The sequence below is a fragment of the Acrocarpospora catenulata genome (assembly GCF_018476525.1).
GTDB lineage: Bacteria > Actinomycetota > Actinomycetes > Streptosporangiales > Streptosporangiaceae > Acrocarpospora > Acrocarpospora catenulata.
Map to the genome: position 1 here is coordinate 300908 of NZ_JAHCST010000003.1, position 18606 is coordinate 319513.

Genomic DNA, 18606 nt, shown 5'->3' on the forward strand with positions numbered 1-18606 from the left:
GACAGCGGTAAGTCCGGAAATGTCGTTAGTTGATGCGCCAGGTGTCCCCGCCGCGCAACAGATCGTTAAGGTCGCCCCGGCTCTTCTGGGCGGTGGCCGCCGCCAGCTGCTCGCTCATCAGCTGGTCGTAGGAGGGCCGGTCCACCGAGCGGAAGATCCCGATCGGGACGTGCTGGAAGGCCGGCTCGTCCAGGCGGCTGAGCGCGAAGGCCAGCGACGGGTCCGGGTTGTGCACGTCGTGCACCAGGATCTCCTCCTCCTTGACCGCGTCCCTGGGCACCACCTCCACGCCGCCGGTGGGCGCGAGCCGTACCGCCTGGTCGCCGAAGACGATGGGCTGCCCGTGCTCCAGCTTGACCGTGATGAGGTCCCGGGTGGCCGGGTCCTTCATCGGGTCGAAGGCGCCGTCGTTGAAGATGTTGCAGTTCTGGTAGATCTCCACCAGCGAGGTGCCCCGGTGCGCGGCGGCCTCCCTGAGCACCGACTGCAGGTGCTTGCGGTCGCTGTCCAGGGTGCGCGCGACGAATCCGGCCTCGGCGCCGATGGCCAGCGAGATCGGGTTGAACGGCCGGTCCAGCGAGCCCATCGGGGTGGACTTGGTGATCTTGCCGACCTCGGAGGTGGGCGAGTACTGCCCCTTGGTCAGCCCGTAGATGCGGTTGTTGAACAGCAGGATGTTCAGGTTGACGTTGCGGCGCAGCGCGTGGATCAGGTGGTTGCCGCCGATGGACAGCGCGTCGCCGTCCCCGGTGATCACCCACACCGACAGGTCGGGCCTGGACGCGGCCAGACCGGTGGCGATCGCGGGGGCCCGCCCGTGGATGGAGTGGAACCCGTAGGTGTTCATGTAGTACGGGAACCGCGAGGAGCACCCGATCCCCGACACGAAGACGGTGTTCTCGCGCTTGATCCCGAGCTCCGGCATGAAGGACTGCACGGCCGCGAGGATCGCGTAGTCACCGCACCCCGGGCACCAGCGCACTTCCTGGTCGCTCTTGAAGTCCTTGAGCGTCTGCTTGCCCTCGGCCTTGGGGATCAAGGCCAGGCCCTTGCCGTTCAGGCTCTCACTCACTGTCGATCACGTCCTGGATCACGCCTGCCAGCTCCTCGGCCTTGAACGGAAGTCCGCGCACGCGGTTGTAGCTGATGATGTCAACGAGGAACCTGGCGCGCAGCAGCAGGGCCAGCTGTCCCAGGTTGATCTCCGGCAGCAGCACCTTGTCGTACGACTTCAGCACCTCGCCGATGTTCTTGGGGAACGGGTTGAGATGCCGCAGATGCGCCTGCGCCACCTGCCCCCCGGACCGGCGCACCCGGCGGATGGCCGCCGCGATGGGCCCGTACGTGGAGCCCCACCCCAGCACCAGGACCTTGGCGTTCCCGGAGGGGTCGTCCACCTCCAGGTCGGGCACCTCGATGCCGTCGATCTTGGCCTGCCGGAGCCGGACCATCAGGTCGTGGTTGTTCGGGTCGTAGGAGATGTTGCCGGTGCCGTCGGCCTTCTCGATGCCGCCGATCCGGTGCTCCAGACCCGCCGTGCCGGGGACGGCCCACGGCCGGGCCAGCGTCTCGGTGTCCCGCTTGAAGGGCAGGAAGGTGGTTCCGTCCTCGCCGTTCGGGGTGGTGGCGAAGTCCACGGAGATGTCGGGCAGCTCCGCCGCCTCCGGCAGCTTCCACGGCTCCGACCCGTTGGCCAGGTACCCGTCCGAGAGCAGCATGACCGGCGTGCGGTACTTCAGCGCGATCCGGGCCGCCTCCAGGGCGATGTCGAAGCAGTCCGACGGGGTCGCCGGGGCCACCACCGGGATGGGGGACTCGCCGTTGCGGCCGTACAGGGCCATCAGCAGGTCGGTCTGCTCGGTCTTGGTGGGCATGCCGGTGGACGGACCCGCCCGCTGCACGTCCACCACGATCAGCGGCAGCTCGGTGGTGACCGCCAGGCCTACGGTCTCCGCCTTCAGCGCCACGCCGGGCCCGGAGGTGGTGGTCACCCCGAGCGCCCCGCCGAAGGCGGCGCCCAGCGCGGCCCCGACCCCGGCGATCTCGTCCTCGGCCTGGAAGGTCCGGATGCCGAACCGCTTGTGCTTGGACAGCTCGTGCAGGATGTCGCTGGCGGGGGTGATCGGGTACGACCCCAGGAACAGCGGCAGCCCCGACTGCACCGAGGCCGCGATCAGCCCGTACGCCAGGGCCTGGTTGCCGGAGATGTTCCGGTACAGACCGGGCGCCAGCTTGGCCGGCTTGATCTCATAGGAGACCGAGAAGGCCTCGGTGGTCTCGCCGTAGTTCCAGCCCGCGTTGAAGGCGGCCACGTTGGACTTGGCGATGTCCGGCTTCTTGGCGAACTTGGCCTGGATGAACTTGATGGTGGCCTCCACCGGGCGGTGGTAGAGCCAGGACAGCAGGCCGAGGGCGAACATGTTCTTCGCCCGCTCCGCGTCCTTCTTGGAGATGTCGAACTCTTCGAGCGCCTTGACGGTCAGCGAGGTGAGCGGCACCGAGTGTACCCGCCACTCGCTCAGCGACTCGTCCTCCAGGGGATTCACCTCGTACCCGACCTTGGCCAGGTTGCGCTTGGTGAACTCGTCGGAGTTGGCGATGATGTCGGCCCCGCGCGGCAGGTCGGCGAGGTTGGCCTTGAGCGCGGCCGGGTTCATCGCGACCAGCACGTTGGGGGCGTCACCCGGGGTCAGGATGTCGTGGTCGGCGAAGTGGAGCTGGAAGCTCGACACGCCGGGCAGCGTGCCCGCGGGGGCACGGATCTCGGCCGGGAAGTTGGGGAGAGTCGAAAGGTCGTTACCGAACTCGGCGGTCTCCGCGGTGAACCGGTCGCCGGTCAGCTGCATGCCGTCGCCCGAGTCACCCGCGAACCGGATGATCACGCGGTCGAGTTGCTGAACCTGTTTGGTCACAGCTGCTCAATCCTCCTTGACGCGACCGAGCACAGCTACTCGTCGCGTTCTTTGGTTCCATGCTAGGTCCCAGCGGCCACGATGATTTGTCGTGGTTTGCTCTTCGCCGAGGGTCTAACCGATGTCGCGAGGAAAGCAGTAGTTCCTGGGGGCCGTCAGGAAACACCACTGCTCTAGGTCGCCAGGCGACACAGCCCCGACGCGAGCCGCCCGAAGTCCACGTGGCGGCGAGCGAAGAGGATGTTTCGGGTCACGGGGCCTAACTATATGTCCCCGCCGCTGTCACGGTAGCGGCTGCCCATTGAGCGAGACGCGCGCCACGCCCCCGCTGTCGTAGGTCTGCCCGGCGACCATCTTCCCCTGGGGATACAACTCGGGCACGGTGACCAGCGTGTAGCCCTGGTAGGTGAGCTCACGGATGATCTTCGGGACCGCCTCGACGGTGGTCGGGCGCAGGTCGTGCAGGAGCACGATCGAGCCGCGCTTCACACTGCGCACCACCTGGTCGGCGATGGTCGCCGCGTCCTTGTCCTGCCACTCGTCCGGGTCCACGTCCTCGCGTATCAGGCTCAGCCCGAGTTCCTTGGCCACCGCGACCACATCGGGGTCGATCGCGCCGTACGGGGCCCGGACCAGCCGCGAGTCGGCGCCGGTGATCTCCTTGATGATGCTCTGGGTACGGCTCAGCTGCTCGTACACCCGGTTCTCCGGCAGCGTGGTGAGGTCCCGGTGGGACCAGGTGTGGTTGGCCACCAGGTGGCCCCGGTCGTGGATGCGCCGGACCAGGTCGGGCTGGGCCGCGGCGGCGGAGCCGATGATGAAGAAGGTGGCCCGGGTGGTGCCGAGCGCGTTCAGCAGGCGGTTGGTGCCGTGGCCGGGGCCGTCGTTGAAGGTCAGCGCCACGCACTTGGCCACCGCGCAGTTCACCTTCGTCCGCGGCTGGACCTGCGGGCCGCCGGCGGTGCCCCCACCGGTGCCCCCCGGGTTGCCGGCCAGGGGCGGGTCGGCTATCTCCGGGGCGGCGCCGTGTTCCATGGTCTCCACCGCCTCGCGCGCCCGGAGCCCGAACGGGGTGAGCAGCGCCTCGGCCTCCGACTTGGGGATGGCGGCGGCGACCCGGCCCATCGAGCCGGGGGCCACCTGGTAGTCGTCGAACTCCACGACCAGGTCGCCCCGGGAGTTGAAGGCGATGGAGTCGAAGAGCTGGGGGTTGGGGAGCACGGCGTCGGGGTCCACCGAGGGGTCCCGGCGGACGTGCTGCTTGACCAGCGCGGCCAGCAGGTCCAGGTCGTTGATGAGCTGGCCGGAGCTGTAGACCCGGTTGGCGGAGCGGTCGTACCAGAGGGTCTTGGTGGAGTTGGCCCAGCGCACGCCGCCGTACTCGCCGGTGCGCAGCCGTACCCCGACGACGTCCGGGGAGATGGCGGTGAGCTGCCAGTCGACGTTGTACTCGGGGGCCGGGAACTTGTCCTTGCTCACGGTCCGGGCCGCGTACGCCTTGGCGGCGGCGTTCAGGTCGGAGCGGAGGCGCTGGTTGAGCGCCGGGGCGTCGGCCAGCACCGGGTAGCTGACGTACATGTGCGGGCTGCGGGAGAAGCCGGAGATCATCTCGGTGCGCAGGCCGTGGACTCCGGCGGGGTTCACGTACGGGATCATGGTCGGCTCGGACTGGATGCGGACAGCCGTCTTCCCGGCCTCGCCCGGATCGGTTGAGTTCGCCGCGCATCCGGCGAGAGCCGTCACCAGCAGGGCAACACCCCCTACTACCCGCCTTGAAGACATATGTGTCACATTATTGGGCTTTGGATCATAAACATCCCAATTTGTCATGGTTTGAGCGTTCTTTGAGGTGACCTTGCCTGGGTACGATCGTCCTGCCCCCGCTGGCAAAGGAGACGCCCTTGTCCGGATATTTCGGCTCATATGTGGTAGTGGGGATCCTGCTGCTGGCGGGTGTGGCGATCTTCGCCGGGGGCCTGTTCGCCAACCGGCTGCTCCGGCCGCACCGTCCCACCGCCGATAAACTGACCACGTACGAGTGTGGCGTCGACCCGGTCGGCGACGGCTGGGCCCAGTCCCAGGTCCGGTACTACGTGTACACGTACCTGTATGTGGTGTTCGCGGTGGACGCGGTCTTCCTCTTCCCATGGGCCACCGTCTTCGCCGCCCCGGGCTTCGGCCTCACCACACTGGTGGAGATGTTCGTGTTCCTGGCCTTCATCGCACTGGGCATCCTGTACGCCTGGCGGAAACGGGTCCTCGCCTGGACCTGAGACCCCTGAGACCTGACGGACGTTCCCGGAGGGAGGACAATGCCGTCCATGGCCGATCTTCCGATGCCGACTGTGGGGCCGGTCTCCCGGCTGGCGCCCAAACCCATGAAGTTCGTGCTCAACTGGGGCAGGAAGTACTCGCTCTGGGTCTTCAACTTCGGGCTGGCCTGCTGTGCGATCGAGTTCATCGCCACCTCGATGAGCCGCCACGACTTCATCAGGTTCGGCGTGATCCCGTTCGCCAACGGCCCCCGGCAGGCCGACCTCATGATCGTCTCCGGCACGGTCACCGACAAGATGGCCCCGGCGGTGCTCCGCCTCTACGAGCAGATGCCTGACCCCAAGTACGTCATCTCGTTCGGCGCCTGCTCCAACTCAGGCGGGCCGTACTGGGACTCTTACTGCGTGACCAAGGGCGTGGACCAGATCATCCCGGTGGATGTGTACGTGCCCGGCTGCCCGCCCCGCCCCGAGGCGCTGCTGCACGGCATCATGAAACTCCAGGAGCGCATCGGCGGCGAGGACCTCAGCGACCGCTACGTCTGGGCCAAGGGCCAGCCGGGGAACCCGGTGGCCACATGATCCCCGGGGCGCGGCTGTCGGAGTCGTTCGGCCAGCCGACGGCCGACGTCGAGCCCGGCGCCTGGGCCGACGCGCTGGCCGCCGCCAGGGACGAGGGCTACACATTCTTCGACTGGCTGACCGGCGTGGACGAGCCGCCGGACGCCTTCGCCGTGGTCGCCCACGTCTTCGACCCGGAGGCCATGCGCCACCTGCTGATCCGCACCCGGGTGCCGCGGGAGGACCCCCGGCTGCCCTCGGTGACCGGGATCTTCCGGGGGGCCGACTGGCACGAGCGGGAGACGTACGAGATGTTCGGGGTGATCTTCGAAGGGCACCCCGACCTGCGGCCGCTGCTGCTGCCGGACGGCTTCGAGGGCCACCCGCTCCGCAAGGACTTCGTGCTCGCCGCCCGCGTCGCCAAGGTCTGGCCGGGCGCCAAGGAGCCCGGCGAGTCCGGGCACGGCGCGCCCAGCCGCCGCAGGCTCCTGCCGCCGGGGGTGCCGGCCGACTGGGGCCAGGATGCTTGAGGCCGTTTTAGACACCGCGCTGCGGCTGGTCCTGATCATCGGCGCCTTCCTGCTGCTGCCGCTTCTGGTCGGCCAGCTGGAGCACAAGGCGATGGCCCACATGCAGTCCCGGCTCGGTCCCATGTACGCCGGAGGCTTCCACGGCTGGGCCCAGCTGATCGCGGACGGGGTGAAGTTCGTCCAGAAGGAGGACGTGATCCCCGCCGCCGCCGACCGCGCCGTCTTCAAACTCGCCCCCGCGGTGGCGCTGGTGCCGTACCTGGTGGTGATGGTGGTCATCCCGGTCGGCCCCGGCCTGTACGGGGTGGATCTGGACGCCGGGATCTTCTTCGTGCTGGCCGTGATGGGCGTCGGCGTGCTCGGCTCGATCATGGCCGGGTGGTCCTCGGCCAACAAGTACTCGGTGCTCGGCGGCATGCGCTCGGCCGCCCAGCTGATGTCCTACGAGCTGCCCCTGGTGCTGGCCGCCTCCAGCGTGGCGATGGCGGCCGGCACGCTCTCCCTGCACGGCATCGTGGAAGCCTGGCAGTGGTGGTGGCTGCCCTGGCAGGCGATCGGCGCGGTGGTCTTCTTCGTGGCCGGTCTGGCCGAACTGCGCCGCCCGCCGTTCGACATGCCGATCGCCGAATCCGAGATCATCATGGGCCCGATGACCGAGTACTCGGGCCTGCGGTTCGCCCTGTTCATGCTCAGCGAGTACGTCGGGATCGTGGTGCTCTCGGCGCTCACCACCGTGCTGTTCCTGGGCGGCTGGCAGGGCCCGCTGCTGCCGGGCCCGGTCTGGACGCTGATCAAGATCTTCGCCCTGGCCTTCGTGGTGATCTGGGTCCGGGTCAGCTACCCCCGGCTCCGGGAGGACCAGCTCCAGCGGCTGGCCTGGGTGGGCCTGGTGCCGCTGGCGCTGCTCCAGCTCGCCATCACCGGTGTGGTGAAAGTGCTCTAGTGGACGATCGCGAGCATCACTTCTGACATGGCGGGCCGGTTCTCGGCCCGCTTGTCCAGGCAGGATCTGGCCAGCTCGCGCATCGAGGCGGGCAGCGCGGACAGGTCGGGCTGGTGGTTGATCACCCGGTTCAGGATGGCCGGGATGGTGTCCTCGCCGAACGCCGCCCGCCCGGTGGCCGCGAAGATCATGGTGGCCGCCCAGCTGAACACGTCCGTCCGGGGGCCCACCGCCTCACCCGAGAGCTGCTCCGGCGACATGTAGGCGGGCGTGCCCATGATCTGGCTGGCGGTCGCGCTGGTCTGGTCCAGCGCCTTGGCGATGCCGAAGTCGATCACGCGCGGCCCGTCAGAACCGATCAGCACGTTGCTCGGCTTGAAGTCGCGGTGCACGATGCCGGCCTTGTGGATGGCGGCCAGCGCGCCCGAGGTGGCCAGCGCCAGCCGGATCAGGCCGTCCTCCGGGCGCGGGCCCTTCTCCTTGACCAGCTGTTCCAGCGACTGCCCGTCCACGTACTCGCTGACCACGTAGGTGAGGTCCCCGGTGACGTTCACGTCCAGCACCCGCGCGGTGGAGAACGGCGCCACCCGCCGGGCGGCCTCGGCCTCGCGCAGGAACCGGGCCTGGGCGTCCTTGTCGCCCGCGATGTGCGCGTGCAGCACCTTGATCGCGACCTTCTGCCCGGTCGGGCTCACCCCCAGGTAGACCGCGCCCTGCCCACCCTTCCCCAGGTTCCCGATCACCCGGTACGGCCCCAGCCGCTCGGGCCGGTTGCCGGGCTCGGCAGGCCCGTGGACGCCGGGCCGGGTGGCCGCTTCCTGCCACGGGGGGCGCGGGCCGGTGTGGTGTCCCGCCATTGGCGGCCGGGGCCCGGTGTTCACCCCGGGGCGCGGGGGCGGGGGCGGGAAGACCGAGACCGGGCCGGGAGGCGGGGGCACCGGCCGCTGCACAGGGCCGGGCGGGTAGTGCGGCTGCGGCATGACCGGCTGCGGTGGCACCGGCCCGGCGGGGACGTCGTGGCCGAAGACCTTGGCCCGGACGAACAGCGCCTGGCCCAGGCCGCCGAGCCAGTTGACGAACAGCCCGACGGTCATGATCCCGTCCAGCCAGCTCGGGATGTCGTCCACGTTCTCGTAGGAGGCGATCCCGATGATGAAGATCACCACGTTCAGCGCGTACACGCCGGTGGAGACGATCAGCAGCGGGCTGCGGCGCTTGACCGCGGCGTGCCCGATCACGAACGGCGACCCGAACCCGCAGGTGAACAGCGGGACCAGGGCCCATAAGACGGTCAGTCCCGTGGGCGTTCTGGAGGGTTGTTGCTGGGTCTGCCAATACGGATGCACAGCGTGAGGATACGGACTTCTCCGCACTCAGGGGAGATACACGCTGTACTCCGCAAGTTCGTCGCTCAGGTCCACCGGCAGATCCAGGGTCACCGACAGCTCGTCGGCCGAGATGAACCGGGCCCCGGCCGCGCGGGCCTCGACGATCCGGCGGACCAGGTCGGGGGTGAGGCCCGGGATGGCGGCCAGGGCCTCCGGGCCGGCGTGGTTGACGTCCACCAGGCCGCCGTCGTCGTACTGGCGGGGCAGATCGGGGCGGCCGATGCGGAGTTCGGCGGCCAGCCCGGGGTCGCGGACGGCCAGGGCGCGGGCCTGCCTGCGCAGCTCGCGGCGCTGGTTGGCCAGTTCCACCGCACGCTCGTTGGCGCTCGGCAGCGGCCGCGCGGCGAAGACGCTCGCCCGGATGGCCAGGGACTGGGCGGTGCCGCCGAGCCAGTTGAGCAGCAGGCCGATCGAGGTGGCGGCGTCCAGCCAGCCGGGCGCGGCCGTGATGGGGTCGTACAGCGCGATCTGGACGAGGAAGAGGGCCAGGCTCACCGCGTATCCGGCGGCGGAGGCGAACAACCAGGGGCTGCGGCGGCGGACCGCGGCATAGCCGATCGAGAACGGGGTGCCGGCGCCGAGCGTGACGAGCGGGACCAGCGCCCAGCCCACGCTGGCGGCGACACGGCCGCCGGTCTTCACCTGTTCCTGGGAGGGCCGCACAGGACGAGGATACGGAAGCCTGCGGGGTCAGGGCATCCTCACGGGATCCACAGGGGATTCTCAGGGGAGGTAAACGCTGTACTCGGTCAGCTCGTCGTTGAGGTCGACGGGCAGGTCGAGGGTGATGGAGAGCTCCTCGGCCGAGGTGAACAGGGCCGTGGTGCGGGCGTCCAGGATGCGGGCGACCAGTTCGGGAGTGAGACCGGGAACGGTCCCGAGCACCCGGCCCGGCACGTGGTTGATGTCGATGAGGCCGCCGTCGTCGTACTGGCGGGGCAGGTCGGGGCGGCCGACGCGGAGCTCCTTGGCCAGCGCGGGGTCGCGCCGGGCCAGCTCACGGGCCTCCTGGCGGAGCTGGCGGCGGTACTTGGCCTGTTCGAGCACCTGCTCGTTGGGGGTGGGCCGGACGGCGCAGGGGAAGACCAGGGTGCGGATCAGCAGGGCGTGGATCGTTCCCCCTATCCAGCTGCCGAACAGGCCGATCACCATGATCGAGGCGAGGAATCCCGGCACTGGGTGGTCGTAGGTGTTGGCGATGGCCAGCCAGGCGGTCATGCCCGCCGCGTACCCCACCGCCGCCGTGCCCAGCCACCAGCTGCGCCGTTTGGCCGCGGCGTACCCGATAGTGAATGGAGTGGCGAACCCGCAGGTGACCAAAGGCGCGAAGGCCCAGAGGAAGCTGCCCGCGGCCGACCGCGGCGGGTGGTTCATATGCGAAGAATACGGACTACTCCCGCGTCCCGTCCTCGTTCCAGGAAGCCCTGTGGACAACCTGTGGACAGACCTGTGGGAACGCCTGTGGAAACTGTGGAAAACGCGACCATCACATTCACGGGGAGGCCATCGTGCGTCATGATGTTGGATTGTGGCCCGTATACCAGGAACAGGGCTGGCGAAAGGGCTGGCCGTCACCATGCGGCACATGCTGCGCAGATCGGTGACGCGGCAATATCCGGAGGTGCGGCCCGAGCTTCCGCCCCGCAGCCGCGGGGTCATCGCCCTGGTCGAGGAGAACTGCACCTCCTGCATGCTGTGCGCCCGGGAATGCCCGGACTGGTGCATCTACATCGATTCGCACAAGGAGACCGTGCCGGCGCCCGAAGGGGGCAGGCCGCGGCAGCGGAACGTGCTCGACCGCTTCGCGATCGACTTCTCGCTCTGCATGTACTGCGGCATCTGCATCGAGGTGTGCCCGTTCGACGCCCTCTTCTGGGCCCCGGAGTTCGAGTACGCCGAGCACGACATCCGTGACCTGCTGCACGAGAAGGACCGGCTGGCCACCTGGGTGGCGCACGTGCCGCCGCCGCCCGCGCACGAGGCAGGGGCGGAGCCGCCCAAGGAGATCGCGGCCGTGAACCGCCCGGTCCGGGGCGCGGCGCGGGGTATCCGGCCGCCCGGGGCGCTGCCGTCCCGCGGAGAACCAGGGTGAGCCCCGGATTATGGCCGCCCTCGGCGCAGGAGGTGGTGTTCCTGCTGCTGGGGGTGGTCGCCGTGGGGGCGGCGCTGCTGGTGGTGACCACCCGGCAGCTGGTGCACGCCGCGCTCTGGCTGGTCGCCTGCTTCGGGGCGCTGGCCGGGTGCTACCTGGTGCTGACCGCCGAGTTCGTGGCCTGGGTGCAGGTGCTGATCTACGTGGGCGCGGTGGTGGTGCTGCTGCTGTTCGGGATCATGCTGACCCGGGCGCCCATCGGGCGGAGCGCCGATCTGGACTCGGGGAACCGGGTGGTGGCGCTGGTGGTCGCGGTGGCCACGGCCGGGGTGCTGGTCTCCGTGGTGGTGGCCGGGTTCCGGGAGGCGTACGCGCCGCTGCGGCCCGGGGACGGGGCGGCGCAGACCATGGGCGGGGCGATCTTCCGGAACTGGGTGCTGCCGTTCGAGGCGCTCTCCGTGCTCCTGCTGGCCGCGTTGATCGGGGCTATCGTGCTCTCCCGTACCGACATCAAGGCGGTGGAGTGACGTGCATGTCGTGTATCCCGTCGTGGTGGCCGCGCTGCTGTTCTCGATCGGGGTGTACGGGGTGCTGGCGCGGCGCAACACGATCCTGGTGCTGATGTCGGTCGAGCTCATGCTGAACGCGGTCAACCTCAACCTGGTCGCCTTCGACGTGTGGCTGCGGGACGTGCTGCACGGGGGGCAGGTGCTCACGCTGTTCGTGATCGTCATCGCGGCGGCGGAGGTGGGGATCGGGCTGGCCATCGTGCTCGCGGTGTACCGGAACCGGCGGACCATCGACCTGGACCGGCTGCGGGAGCTGGGCGAACCCGTGGAGCCCCCGGTGGGTGACCGAGGATGACCACGGCGGCCACGGTTGTTTTATTGCCATTTATCGGGGCGGTAGCCGGGTTGCTGGGGTCCCGGTGGCCGCGGGGCCGGAGCCGTACCGAGGAGAACAACGCGCGGGCCGCCCGGCGTGCGGCGTGGCTGGCGATCGTGCCGTTGCCGGTCGCGCTGGTGCTGCTCGGCTATCTGGTCTGGCGGACGCGGGTGGGGCCGGGGTTGGACTGGCCGCCGGGGACGTTCTACGCGGATCTGCTGCCCGGGTTCCGGTCGGGGGCGTGGGGCGTGATCGAGACCGGCGGGGTGCCGATCACGGTGGGGCTCCAGATCGACGGATTGTCGGTGCTGACCGCCATCCTGGTGTGCGTGGTCGCGCTGGGGGTTCAGGTGTACTCGGTGGGTTACCTTCGGGGTGACCCGCGCTATCCGTCGTACGCGGCGTTCATCAGCCTGTTCACCAGCGCGATGCTGCTCGTCGTGTTCGCCGCCGACCTCCTGGTGCTGTACGTCGGGTGGGAGCTCATGGGGTTGTGCTCCTACCTGCTGATCGGGCACTGGTGGGAGGACCGGGGCAACTCGCGGGCGGCGGTCAAGGCGTTCCTGGTGACCCGGCTCGGTGACGTGGCCTTCCTGTTCGGGATCTTCACGCTGGGGTTCGCGGCCGGGAGCTTCCGGATCGCCGACGTGCTGGCCGCCGACCTTCCGGAAGGCACGCTGGTGGCCGCCACCCTGCTGCTGCTCGGTGGAGTGGCAGGCAAGAGCGCGCAGGTGCCCTTGCACACCTGGCTGCCGGACGCGATGGCCGGTCCGACCCCGATCAGCGCGCTGATCCACGCCGCCACCATGGTGGCCGCCGGGATCTTCATCGTGGCCCGGCTGTTCCCGATCTTCCCGCAGCCGACGCTGGACGTGCTCGGCGTGCTGGCCGCCGTCGGCATGCTCGGCGCGGCCCTGGCAGCCCTGGCGCAGGACGATCTGAAACGGGTGCTCGCCTACTCGACCATCAGCCAGCTGGCCTACATGGCGGCGGCGCTGGCCGCAGGGTCGCCCGGTGCGGCGATCTTCCACCTGATGAGCCACGGCGCGTTCAAGGCGCTGCTGTTCCTTTGCGCGGGCGCGGTCATCCACCACGTGGGCTCCAACCTGCTGAGCCACATGGGCGGGCTGCGCCGCGTCCTGCCGATCCCCTTCTGGACGATGACCATCGGCTTCGCCGCTTTGGTCGGGCTCCCGCCCACCAGCGGCTTCTTCAGCAAGGACGGCGTGCTCCTCGCCCTGGAACACAGCGCCAGCCCGATCCGGCTGCTGCTGTACGGCTCGGCGCTGATCACCGTGGGCGTCACGGGGGCGTACGCCACGCGCGCCTGGCTGCGCGGGTTCTTCGGCGAGCAGGCGCCCCTCGAACCGGCGCACGGCCATGCGGCCCCGCCCACGATGCTCTGGCCCCTCGTCGTGCTCACCGTGCCCACGCTGCTGTTCGGCTTCCTCGGCGCCGGCGACCTGGCCCTGGGCTCGGCGGCGGTCACCCTGGTGGTCGGCCTGCTGGGCGTGGCCATCGTGCTCGCCGCCTGGCGCGCGGCCCCCGCCGCCGATCCCGCCCGGCTGCTCGGGCCCTTCCGCGCGCCCTGCGAGGAGGCCTTCTACCTCGACCGCGTCTACGACCGCCTGGTCACCCGGCCGACCATGGCCCTGGCCCTGCTCGTCGTCCGTACCGACACCTCGGTGGTGGACGGCGCGGTGCGGGGCTCCGGGCAGCTGACCCTGCGGCTGTCCCGCCTGGTCAAGCTCGCCCAGCAGGGCAACGCCCAGCTGTACGTGACGGGCCTGCTGGCCGGGGTGCTCCTCATCGTGGTGGGGGCGGTGGTGCTGTGAACTCCGGATGGGTTCTGGTCGCGCTGCTCGCGGTCCCGCTGGCCGGGGCGGCGGGGCTGCTGGCACCGGCGTTCGCGGGGCGGGTGCCGCGCCTCTACGGGCTGGTGGTGTCCGGGCTGGCGCTCGGCCTGGCCGCGGTGGCGCTCGCGCTCTTCGACTTCTCCGCGCCGCAGCGGGTGCAGTTCGAAACCGACCTGGCCTGGATCCCCGGCCTGGATCTGCGGTTCCACCTCGGGCTCGACGGCATCTCGCTGCCGCTGGTGGTGCTGACTACGCTGCTGGTCTTCCTCTGCTTCGTTTACCTAGCGGGGCGCTCGGCCGCGCCGGACGGGCCGGGGGTGCGGCTGGCGGGGCTGCGACCCCGGGCGTTGGTGTTCACCCTGCTGGTGCTCGAACTGGGCATGGTCGGCACGTTCGTCGCGCTGGACCTGCTGCTCTTCTTCGTGTTCTTCGAAGTCGTGCTGATCCCGATGTACTTCCTGATCGCGATCTGGGGGGGCGCGGAGCGGCGGGCGGCGGCGGTCAAGTTCATCCTGTACACGCTGCTCGGGTCGGCCGTGCTGCTGCTCGGCCTGCTGCTCATCTGGTCGCAGGCCGGGACCCTGGACATGGTGGCGCTGGCCGCCGCCCACCCCATGACACGGTCGGCGCAGGTGCTCGCCTTCCTCGCCGTCGGGATCGGGCTGGCGGTCAAGACGCCCATGTGGCCGCTGCACACCTGGCTGCCCGACGCGCACACCGAGGCGCCCACGGTCGGTTCCGTGCTGCTGGCCGGGGTGCTGCTGAAAATGGGCACCTACGGGTTCGCGCGGATCGCGATCCCGATCCTGCCGGAGGGCGCGGCGGTCGTCGCGCCCTGGCTCGGGGCGTTCGCGGTGGTGGGGATCGTGTACGGCGCGCTGGCCTGCCTGGCGCAGCGGGACCTGAAGCGGATGATCGCGTACTCGTCGGTGGGGCACATGGGGTTCGTCCTGCTGGGCTTCGCGACGTTGACCCCAGTCGGCCTGAACGCCGCCCTTTTCGGAAATGTCGCCCACGGTCTGATCACCGGCCTGCTCTTCTTCCTGGCCGGCGCGATCAAGGAGCGGTACGGCACCGCCGACCTGACCGAGCTCGGGGGCGGCCTGCTCACCCGCCTGCCGTACGTGGGGTCGCTGCTCACCTTCGCCTGTGTGGCCTCGCTGGGGTTGCCAGGTCTGGCGGGATTCTGGGGGGAGATGCTCGCCCTGCAGGGGGCCTTCGCGCCCGGCGGGGAGCTGTCCCGGCCGCTGTATCTCACCTTCATGACCGTCGCCGGTCTGGGCGCCGTGCTCACCGCCGCCTACTTCCTGGTCATGCTCTCCCGGGTCACCCACGGCGTGGCCGCGGAGCCCGTCCGTTTCGCGGACGTGCGGCGGGCCGAGCTGGTGGCCTGGGTGCCGCTGGTCGGGCTGACCGTGCTGTTCGGGCTCTGGCCCGGAGGGTTGCTCGGGCTCACCGATCCCGTCGTCCAGGTCGTGCTGGGGGTCCCGTGATCCAGGACATCGACTACTGGGCGATCGCGGCGCCGCTGATCCTGGCGCTGGTGGCCGGGCTGGTGCTGCTGCTCGACGCCTTCCTGCCGAGACGGGCCCAGGTGCGGACCCTGCTGGGGATGGTCACCTTGGCCGGGGTGCTGGCGGCGCTCGGGGTGGTGGTGGCGCAGGCGGTACGGGGAGATCAGATCGGGACGTTCTGCGTACCGGGCGGGGCCTGCTCGTTCGTGGTCGACACCTACACGCTGCTCTTGGCGGGTCTGGCGCTGGCCGCGGGGGCGGTCGTGGTGCTGCTCTCGATGGGGGAGCTGGCGGGCGGGCGCATTCCTGTGGGGGAGTGGCACTTCCTGCTGCTGGCCGCGCTGACCGGAGCCGTGTTGCTGCCCGCCTCGCGTGACCTGATCATGCTGGTGGTGGCGCTGGAGTTGGTCTCCCTGCCGGTGTTCGCGCTGACCGCGCTGCGCCGGTACGACGGCCGCGCCTCGGAGGCGGCCCTGAAGCTCTTCGTGGTCTCTGTCGTGTCCACCGCGATCATGCTGTTCGGCGTCTCCCTGCTGTACGGCATCACCGGCACGGTTCACTTGGAGCACATCGCGACGGCCCTGATCACGGGGACCGGGCTGACCATCGCCGACGGCGCCGCCGTGCTGACCGTGGCCGTGGTCCTCGTGGTGGCCGGTTTCGCCTTCAAGGTGGCCGCCGTGCCCTTCCACTTCTGGGCGGGGGACGTCTACGAGGGTGCCCCTGTCCCGGTGGCCGCGCTCCTGTCGGTGGTCTCCAAGGCGGCGGGCTTCGCGGGTCTGATCCTCATGTTGACCCATGGCCTGGCGAGCGAGACGGCCACCTGGGCCCCCCTGGTCGCGGTCATCGCGGCCCTCACCATGACGGCCGGCAACGTGCTGGCCCTGCGCCAGCACCATCCGGTCCGGCTGCTCGCCTGGTCGTCGGTCGCCCAGTCCGGCTACATCCTGGCCCCGCTCGCCGCCCACCTGGACCTGGCCTCGGCGCTGAAAGCGGCCACGCCGACGGACACCGAGACGATGGTCGCCAGCCTGCCCAGCCCGTCCCCCGGCACCACCGACTCCACCGGCAACGCCCTGGTCATCGTCAAGGACCAGGCCATGGATCTGGGCCAGGTCGCGGGCAGCCCCCTCGCGGTCCAGGCGTCCCTGGCCTACCTGGTGTTCTACGCGGCGATGAACATCCTCGCGTTCTCCGTCGTCATGCTCGTCTCCCGGGACCGTGGCGATCTGGACGACTACCGGGGCCTGATCCGGCGCAGTCCCGTGCTCGGGCTGGCCCTCGCCTTCGCGCTGATCTGCCTGGCGGGCCTGCCGCCCGGGCTGGCCGGACTGTTCGCGAAGGTCGCGGTGTTCCGGGAGGTCGTGTTCGGCGGGCTGGGCTGGCTGGCGGTCGTGATGGCCGTGAACACGGTGATCGGGCTCTTCTACTACCTGTCCTGGGCGGCCAGGCTGTTCGCGCCCGGCGAGAGCCGTGCCGCCGAGCGGCCGGGACGCACGCCGGTGCTGGTGGCGGTCGGAGCGGCGCTGCTGGTCACGGTGGCCTTCTCGGCGGTGCCGCAATTGGTGTTTTTCACCATAAGTTGAATCTCGGGCGGGAACGCAGCCACGGGGTGCGCACGTTGGACGGTCGGCGGAAGGCGCGACCGTGAGGAGGAGGCGTGCGTCACAACCGTGTACGTACGGCGGTGCTTCTCGGGGCGCTGTCCGGGATGTTGCTGCTGGCCGGGGAGTGGCTGGGCGGCGGCTCGGGTGTGAGGATCGCGCTGGTGGTTACCCTGGTCGCGCTCGGCGTGGCCTACTTCCTGGCCGACCGCATCGTGCTGACCGCGCTGCGCGCCCGCCCGGTCAGCGAGGTCGAGCAGCCCGTGCTGTACGCGATCGTCCGTGAGCTCTCCTACGACGCCCGCCGCCCGATGCCGCGCCTCTACCTCGCCCCCACCAGCCAGCCGAACGCCTTGGCCACCGGCCGCAACCCCCGCGACGCCGCCATCTGCGTCACCCGCGGCCTGCTGGCCATCCTGGACGAGCGGGAACTCCGCGGCGTGATCGGCCACGAGCTCTCGCACATCTACAACCGCGACACCCTCCTCTGCTCGACCACCGCCGCACTTGCCACCATGATCACCTATTTCGGATATGTCGGGCTGCTCTTCGGTCCCTCCGACGACCCCGACGAGGTGCCCGGCTTCCTGGCCGCCCTGATCCTGCTCGTCTTCGGCCCCGTCGCCGCCACCATGGTCCAACTGGCCGTCGCCCGCTCCCGCGAGTACGCCGCCGACGAGGCCGGCGCCCGGCTCACCGGCGACCCCCTGGCCCTGGCCACCGCCCTCCGCAAAATCGACGAGGGCACCCAACGACTACCCCTCCCCCGAACCGGCCGAATCGCTTCAGCCGGCCACCTGATGATCGCCAGCCCCTTCCACCGCTCCCGCTGGTTCGCCACCCACCCCCCAACCGCCCAACGCACAGCCCGCCTCGAACGCATGGCAGGTCGCCAGGGCTGATTGGCGAGTGGCAGTCCCACGGCAACTCACGCACCCCGGGCGGAAGCCGGGCCGGGACCCGGAGGAGTACTCAGTGCGGCTGGCGGGTGTGGTCTATGACCTTAAAGGCGTCCGGATCACTCTAGAAAATCAACTGGGCGCTATGACTGACATCTCGGCAGCCATGAGAAGGCGACAGAAGTTCATCGCTGCCAGAGACGAAACACTCGCCCAAGACATCCTCAACCTAATCACCGACTGAGATCAGAATTTAGAACCCTTTGCCAACCGGAGGCTCCGGTATATGGACCGGTCCTCCTGGACGAGATCCTGCCGATCAGCGGATGTAGTCATGAGATAAGGTTCACCGGAGGCACGGTGAAAATCTGCTGCGGAGATCTGATCGCCCACTGGGAGTGGTTATTGAAGCGCGGCACGCTTCCGGGTTGTCAGCGACCCGTCCCTGTCGGCACCCCTAATGTTCGCCGGCCCCCCGTAAAGCCGCCGGTCGCGTCAGCCAGGCAAAAGAGAGGCAACCGAGAAGGCCCGGTAACCGGCCAACAGGATCAAAATCGAGTAACAGATCAGGGCAGCCATGTGCTTCCGGAGGAGGAGCAGGGCGCCGATGGCCGAGAACAAGCCGATCATCGACAAAAAGGTGACGAAGGCGACGGCGTCCGGATCGACCTGGTCGGGAACCTCCGGATCCCACTCGTAGTCGTACACCCCGAACAGGTAGCCGAGCCCCGTCGCGAACACTGCGGAAATCGACAGGAGTGCCGACGCCACAGCCGTAACGGCCGGACTGCATCCAGCCCCGACCTCGCGGGGGCCGCCGGAAGTGTGGTACTGCCCATCGCTCATGAAAGAAGCTTCTCCACAAACTTTCTGTTCTTCATAACCCGATTCAAATATCTCTCGGCAGCGCTACCGCTCCCATTGTATTGCCTAACCATAGTCCGGGCATCGCTCGGACTCCAGGGCCCCTCCTTTCCGCCACGCAAATCACGGAGATGCTTCGCGGCTATGAAGCTGTTCCCCCCAATGGTTATCTCCGTGGGTGGGATTACCTTGGCAACCGACTTCCTATGTGTGGAGCCGGCACCCGGGGATTCTGATTGCCGCGGTTCTCCCACCCACCCGCCCCCTCCATTACCGTTAGGCCCC

Annotated in this window: 19 protein-coding genes; 12 read left to right on the forward strand and 7 right to left on the reverse strand. The window is 69.5% G+C overall.

Annotated features, from left to right (window positions below):
* Positions 1-25 precede the first annotated feature (25 nt).
* The 3 genes from KIP79_RS05115 to KIP79_RS05125 form a co-directional block, all read right to left on the reverse strand.
* Positions 26-1072, reverse strand: a complete 1047-nt coding sequence (locus KIP79_RS05115; RefSeq protein WP_214103467.1) for a 2-oxoacid:ferredoxin oxidoreductase subunit beta — start codon at positions 1070-1072, stop codon at positions 26-28.
* On the reverse strand, positions 1065-2912 hold the full coding sequence (locus tag KIP79_RS05120) for a 2-oxoacid:acceptor oxidoreductase subunit alpha (protein ID WP_214103468.1): 1848 nt from the start codon (positions 2910-2912) through the stop codon (positions 1065-1067). The genes KIP79_RS05115 and KIP79_RS05120 overlap by 8 nt, the downstream gene beginning before the upstream one ends.
* Positions 2913-3194: 282 nt before the next feature.
* Positions 3195-4694 carry a polysaccharide deacetylase family protein gene (locus KIP79_RS05125; protein ID WP_214103469.1) on the reverse strand — a complete coding sequence of 500 codons (1500 nt, stop codon included), beginning with the start codon at positions 4692-4694 and terminating at the stop codon, positions 3195-3197.
* A 119-nt stretch (positions 4695-4813) separates the two neighbouring features.
* Between KIP79_RS05125 and ndhC the strand changes: the two genes are divergently transcribed.
* From ndhC to nuoH, 4 genes are read left to right on the forward strand one after another with little or no spacing between them, the layout of a single operon-like run.
* Complete coding sequence (gene ndhC / locus KIP79_RS05130) at positions 4814-5185, forward strand: NADH-quinone oxidoreductase subunit A (protein WP_214103470.1); 372 nt, start codon at positions 4814-4816, stop codon at positions 5183-5185.
* Between the two features lie 48 nt (positions 5186-5233).
* A complete protein-coding gene (locus tag KIP79_RS05135; RefSeq protein ID WP_308169573.1) occupies positions 5234-5767 on the forward strand; it encodes an NADH-quinone oxidoreductase subunit B in 534 nt (177 codons plus the stop codon).
* Positions 5764-6276 (forward strand): NADH-quinone oxidoreductase subunit C, encoded by a 513-nt coding sequence (locus KIP79_RS05140; RefSeq protein WP_214103471.1) that lies wholly within the window; start codon positions 5764-5766, stop codon positions 6274-6276. Before KIP79_RS05135 ends, KIP79_RS05140 begins: the two co-directional genes overlap by 4 nt.
* Positions 6269-7219, forward strand: coding sequence for an NADH-quinone oxidoreductase subunit NuoH (nuoH, locus tag KIP79_RS05145; RefSeq protein WP_214103472.1), 951 nt, complete (start codon positions 6269-6271; stop codon positions 7217-7219). The genes KIP79_RS05140 and nuoH overlap by 8 nt, the downstream gene beginning before the upstream one ends.
* Here nuoH and KIP79_RS49200 read toward each other — a convergent pair.
* The 3 genes from KIP79_RS49200 to KIP79_RS05160 are packed head-to-tail and all read right to left on the reverse strand — an operon-like array spanning position 7216 to position 9981.
* Positions 7216-8565: a serine/threonine-protein kinase gene (locus KIP79_RS49200; protein ID WP_214103473.1), complete on the reverse strand. Its 1350-nt coding sequence runs from the start codon at positions 8563-8565 to the stop codon at positions 7216-7218. The two genes, nuoH and KIP79_RS49200, sit on opposite strands and share 4 nt — an antisense overlap.
* A gap of 27 nt (positions 8566-8592) precedes the next feature.
* Positions 8593-9270, reverse strand: a complete 678-nt coding sequence (locus KIP79_RS05155; protein ID WP_214103474.1) for a ComEA family DNA-binding protein — start codon at positions 9268-9270, stop codon at positions 8593-8595.
* A 60-nt stretch (positions 9271-9330) separates the two neighbouring features.
* Entirely contained in the window at positions 9331-9981 is a 651-nt protein-coding gene (locus KIP79_RS05160; RefSeq protein WP_214103475.1) for a ComEA family DNA-binding protein, read from the reverse strand.
* 154 nt (positions 9982-10135) lie between these two features.
* Here KIP79_RS05160 and KIP79_RS05165 point away from each other — a divergent pair, with 154 nt between their 5' ends.
* The 8 genes from KIP79_RS05165 to KIP79_RS05200 all read left to right on the forward strand — a co-directional run bounded on the left by KIP79_RS05165 (position 10136) and on the right by KIP79_RS05200 (position 17701).
* Positions 10136-10699, forward strand: a complete 564-nt coding sequence (locus tag KIP79_RS05165) for a NuoI/complex I 23 kDa subunit family protein (protein ID WP_308169574.1) — start codon at positions 10136-10138, stop codon at positions 10697-10699.
* Positions 10696-11226 carry an NADH-quinone oxidoreductase subunit J family protein gene (locus KIP79_RS05170; protein ID WP_214103476.1) on the forward strand — a complete coding sequence of 177 codons (531 nt, stop codon included), beginning with the start codon at positions 10696-10698 and terminating at the stop codon, positions 11224-11226. Before KIP79_RS05165 ends, KIP79_RS05170 begins: the two co-directional genes overlap by 4 nt.
* A gap of 1 nt (position 11227) precedes the next feature.
* Entirely contained in the window at positions 11228-11563 is a 336-nt protein-coding gene (gene nuoK, locus KIP79_RS05175) for an NADH-quinone oxidoreductase subunit NuoK (RefSeq protein ID WP_214103477.1), read from the forward strand.
* Between the two features lie 23 nt (positions 11564-11586).
* On the forward strand, positions 11587-13419 hold the full coding sequence (locus KIP79_RS05180; RefSeq protein ID WP_308169575.1) for an NADH-quinone oxidoreductase subunit 5 family protein: 1833 nt from the start codon (positions 11587-11589) through the stop codon (positions 13417-13419).
* Complete coding sequence (locus KIP79_RS05185) at positions 13416-14933, forward strand: complex I subunit 4 family protein (protein WP_308169576.1); 1518 nt, start codon at positions 13416-13418, stop codon at positions 14931-14933. The genes KIP79_RS05180 and KIP79_RS05185 overlap by 4 nt, the downstream gene beginning before the upstream one ends.
* Positions 14930-16540, forward strand: coding sequence for an NADH-quinone oxidoreductase subunit N (locus KIP79_RS05190; RefSeq protein WP_214103479.1), 1611 nt, complete (start codon positions 14930-14932; stop codon positions 16538-16540). The genes KIP79_RS05185 and KIP79_RS05190 overlap by 4 nt, the downstream gene beginning before the upstream one ends.
* A gap of 74 nt (positions 16541-16614) precedes the next feature.
* Positions 16615-17460: a M48 family metalloprotease gene (locus KIP79_RS05195; protein ID WP_214103480.1), complete on the forward strand. Its 846-nt coding sequence runs from the start codon at positions 16615-16617 to the stop codon at positions 17458-17460.
* Positions 17461-17533: 73 nt separating this feature from the next.
* Positions 17534-17701: a hypothetical protein gene (locus tag KIP79_RS05200; RefSeq protein WP_214103481.1), complete on the forward strand. Its 168-nt coding sequence runs from the start codon at positions 17534-17536 to the stop codon at positions 17699-17701.
* 251 nt (positions 17702-17952) lie between these two features.
* On the opposite strand, the gene KIP79_RS05205 is transcribed toward KIP79_RS05200, so the two are convergent.
* Positions 17953-18303: a hypothetical protein gene (locus tag KIP79_RS05205; protein WP_214103482.1), complete on the reverse strand. Its 351-nt coding sequence runs from the start codon at positions 18301-18303 to the stop codon at positions 17953-17955.
* Positions 18304-18606 lie beyond the last annotated feature (303 nt).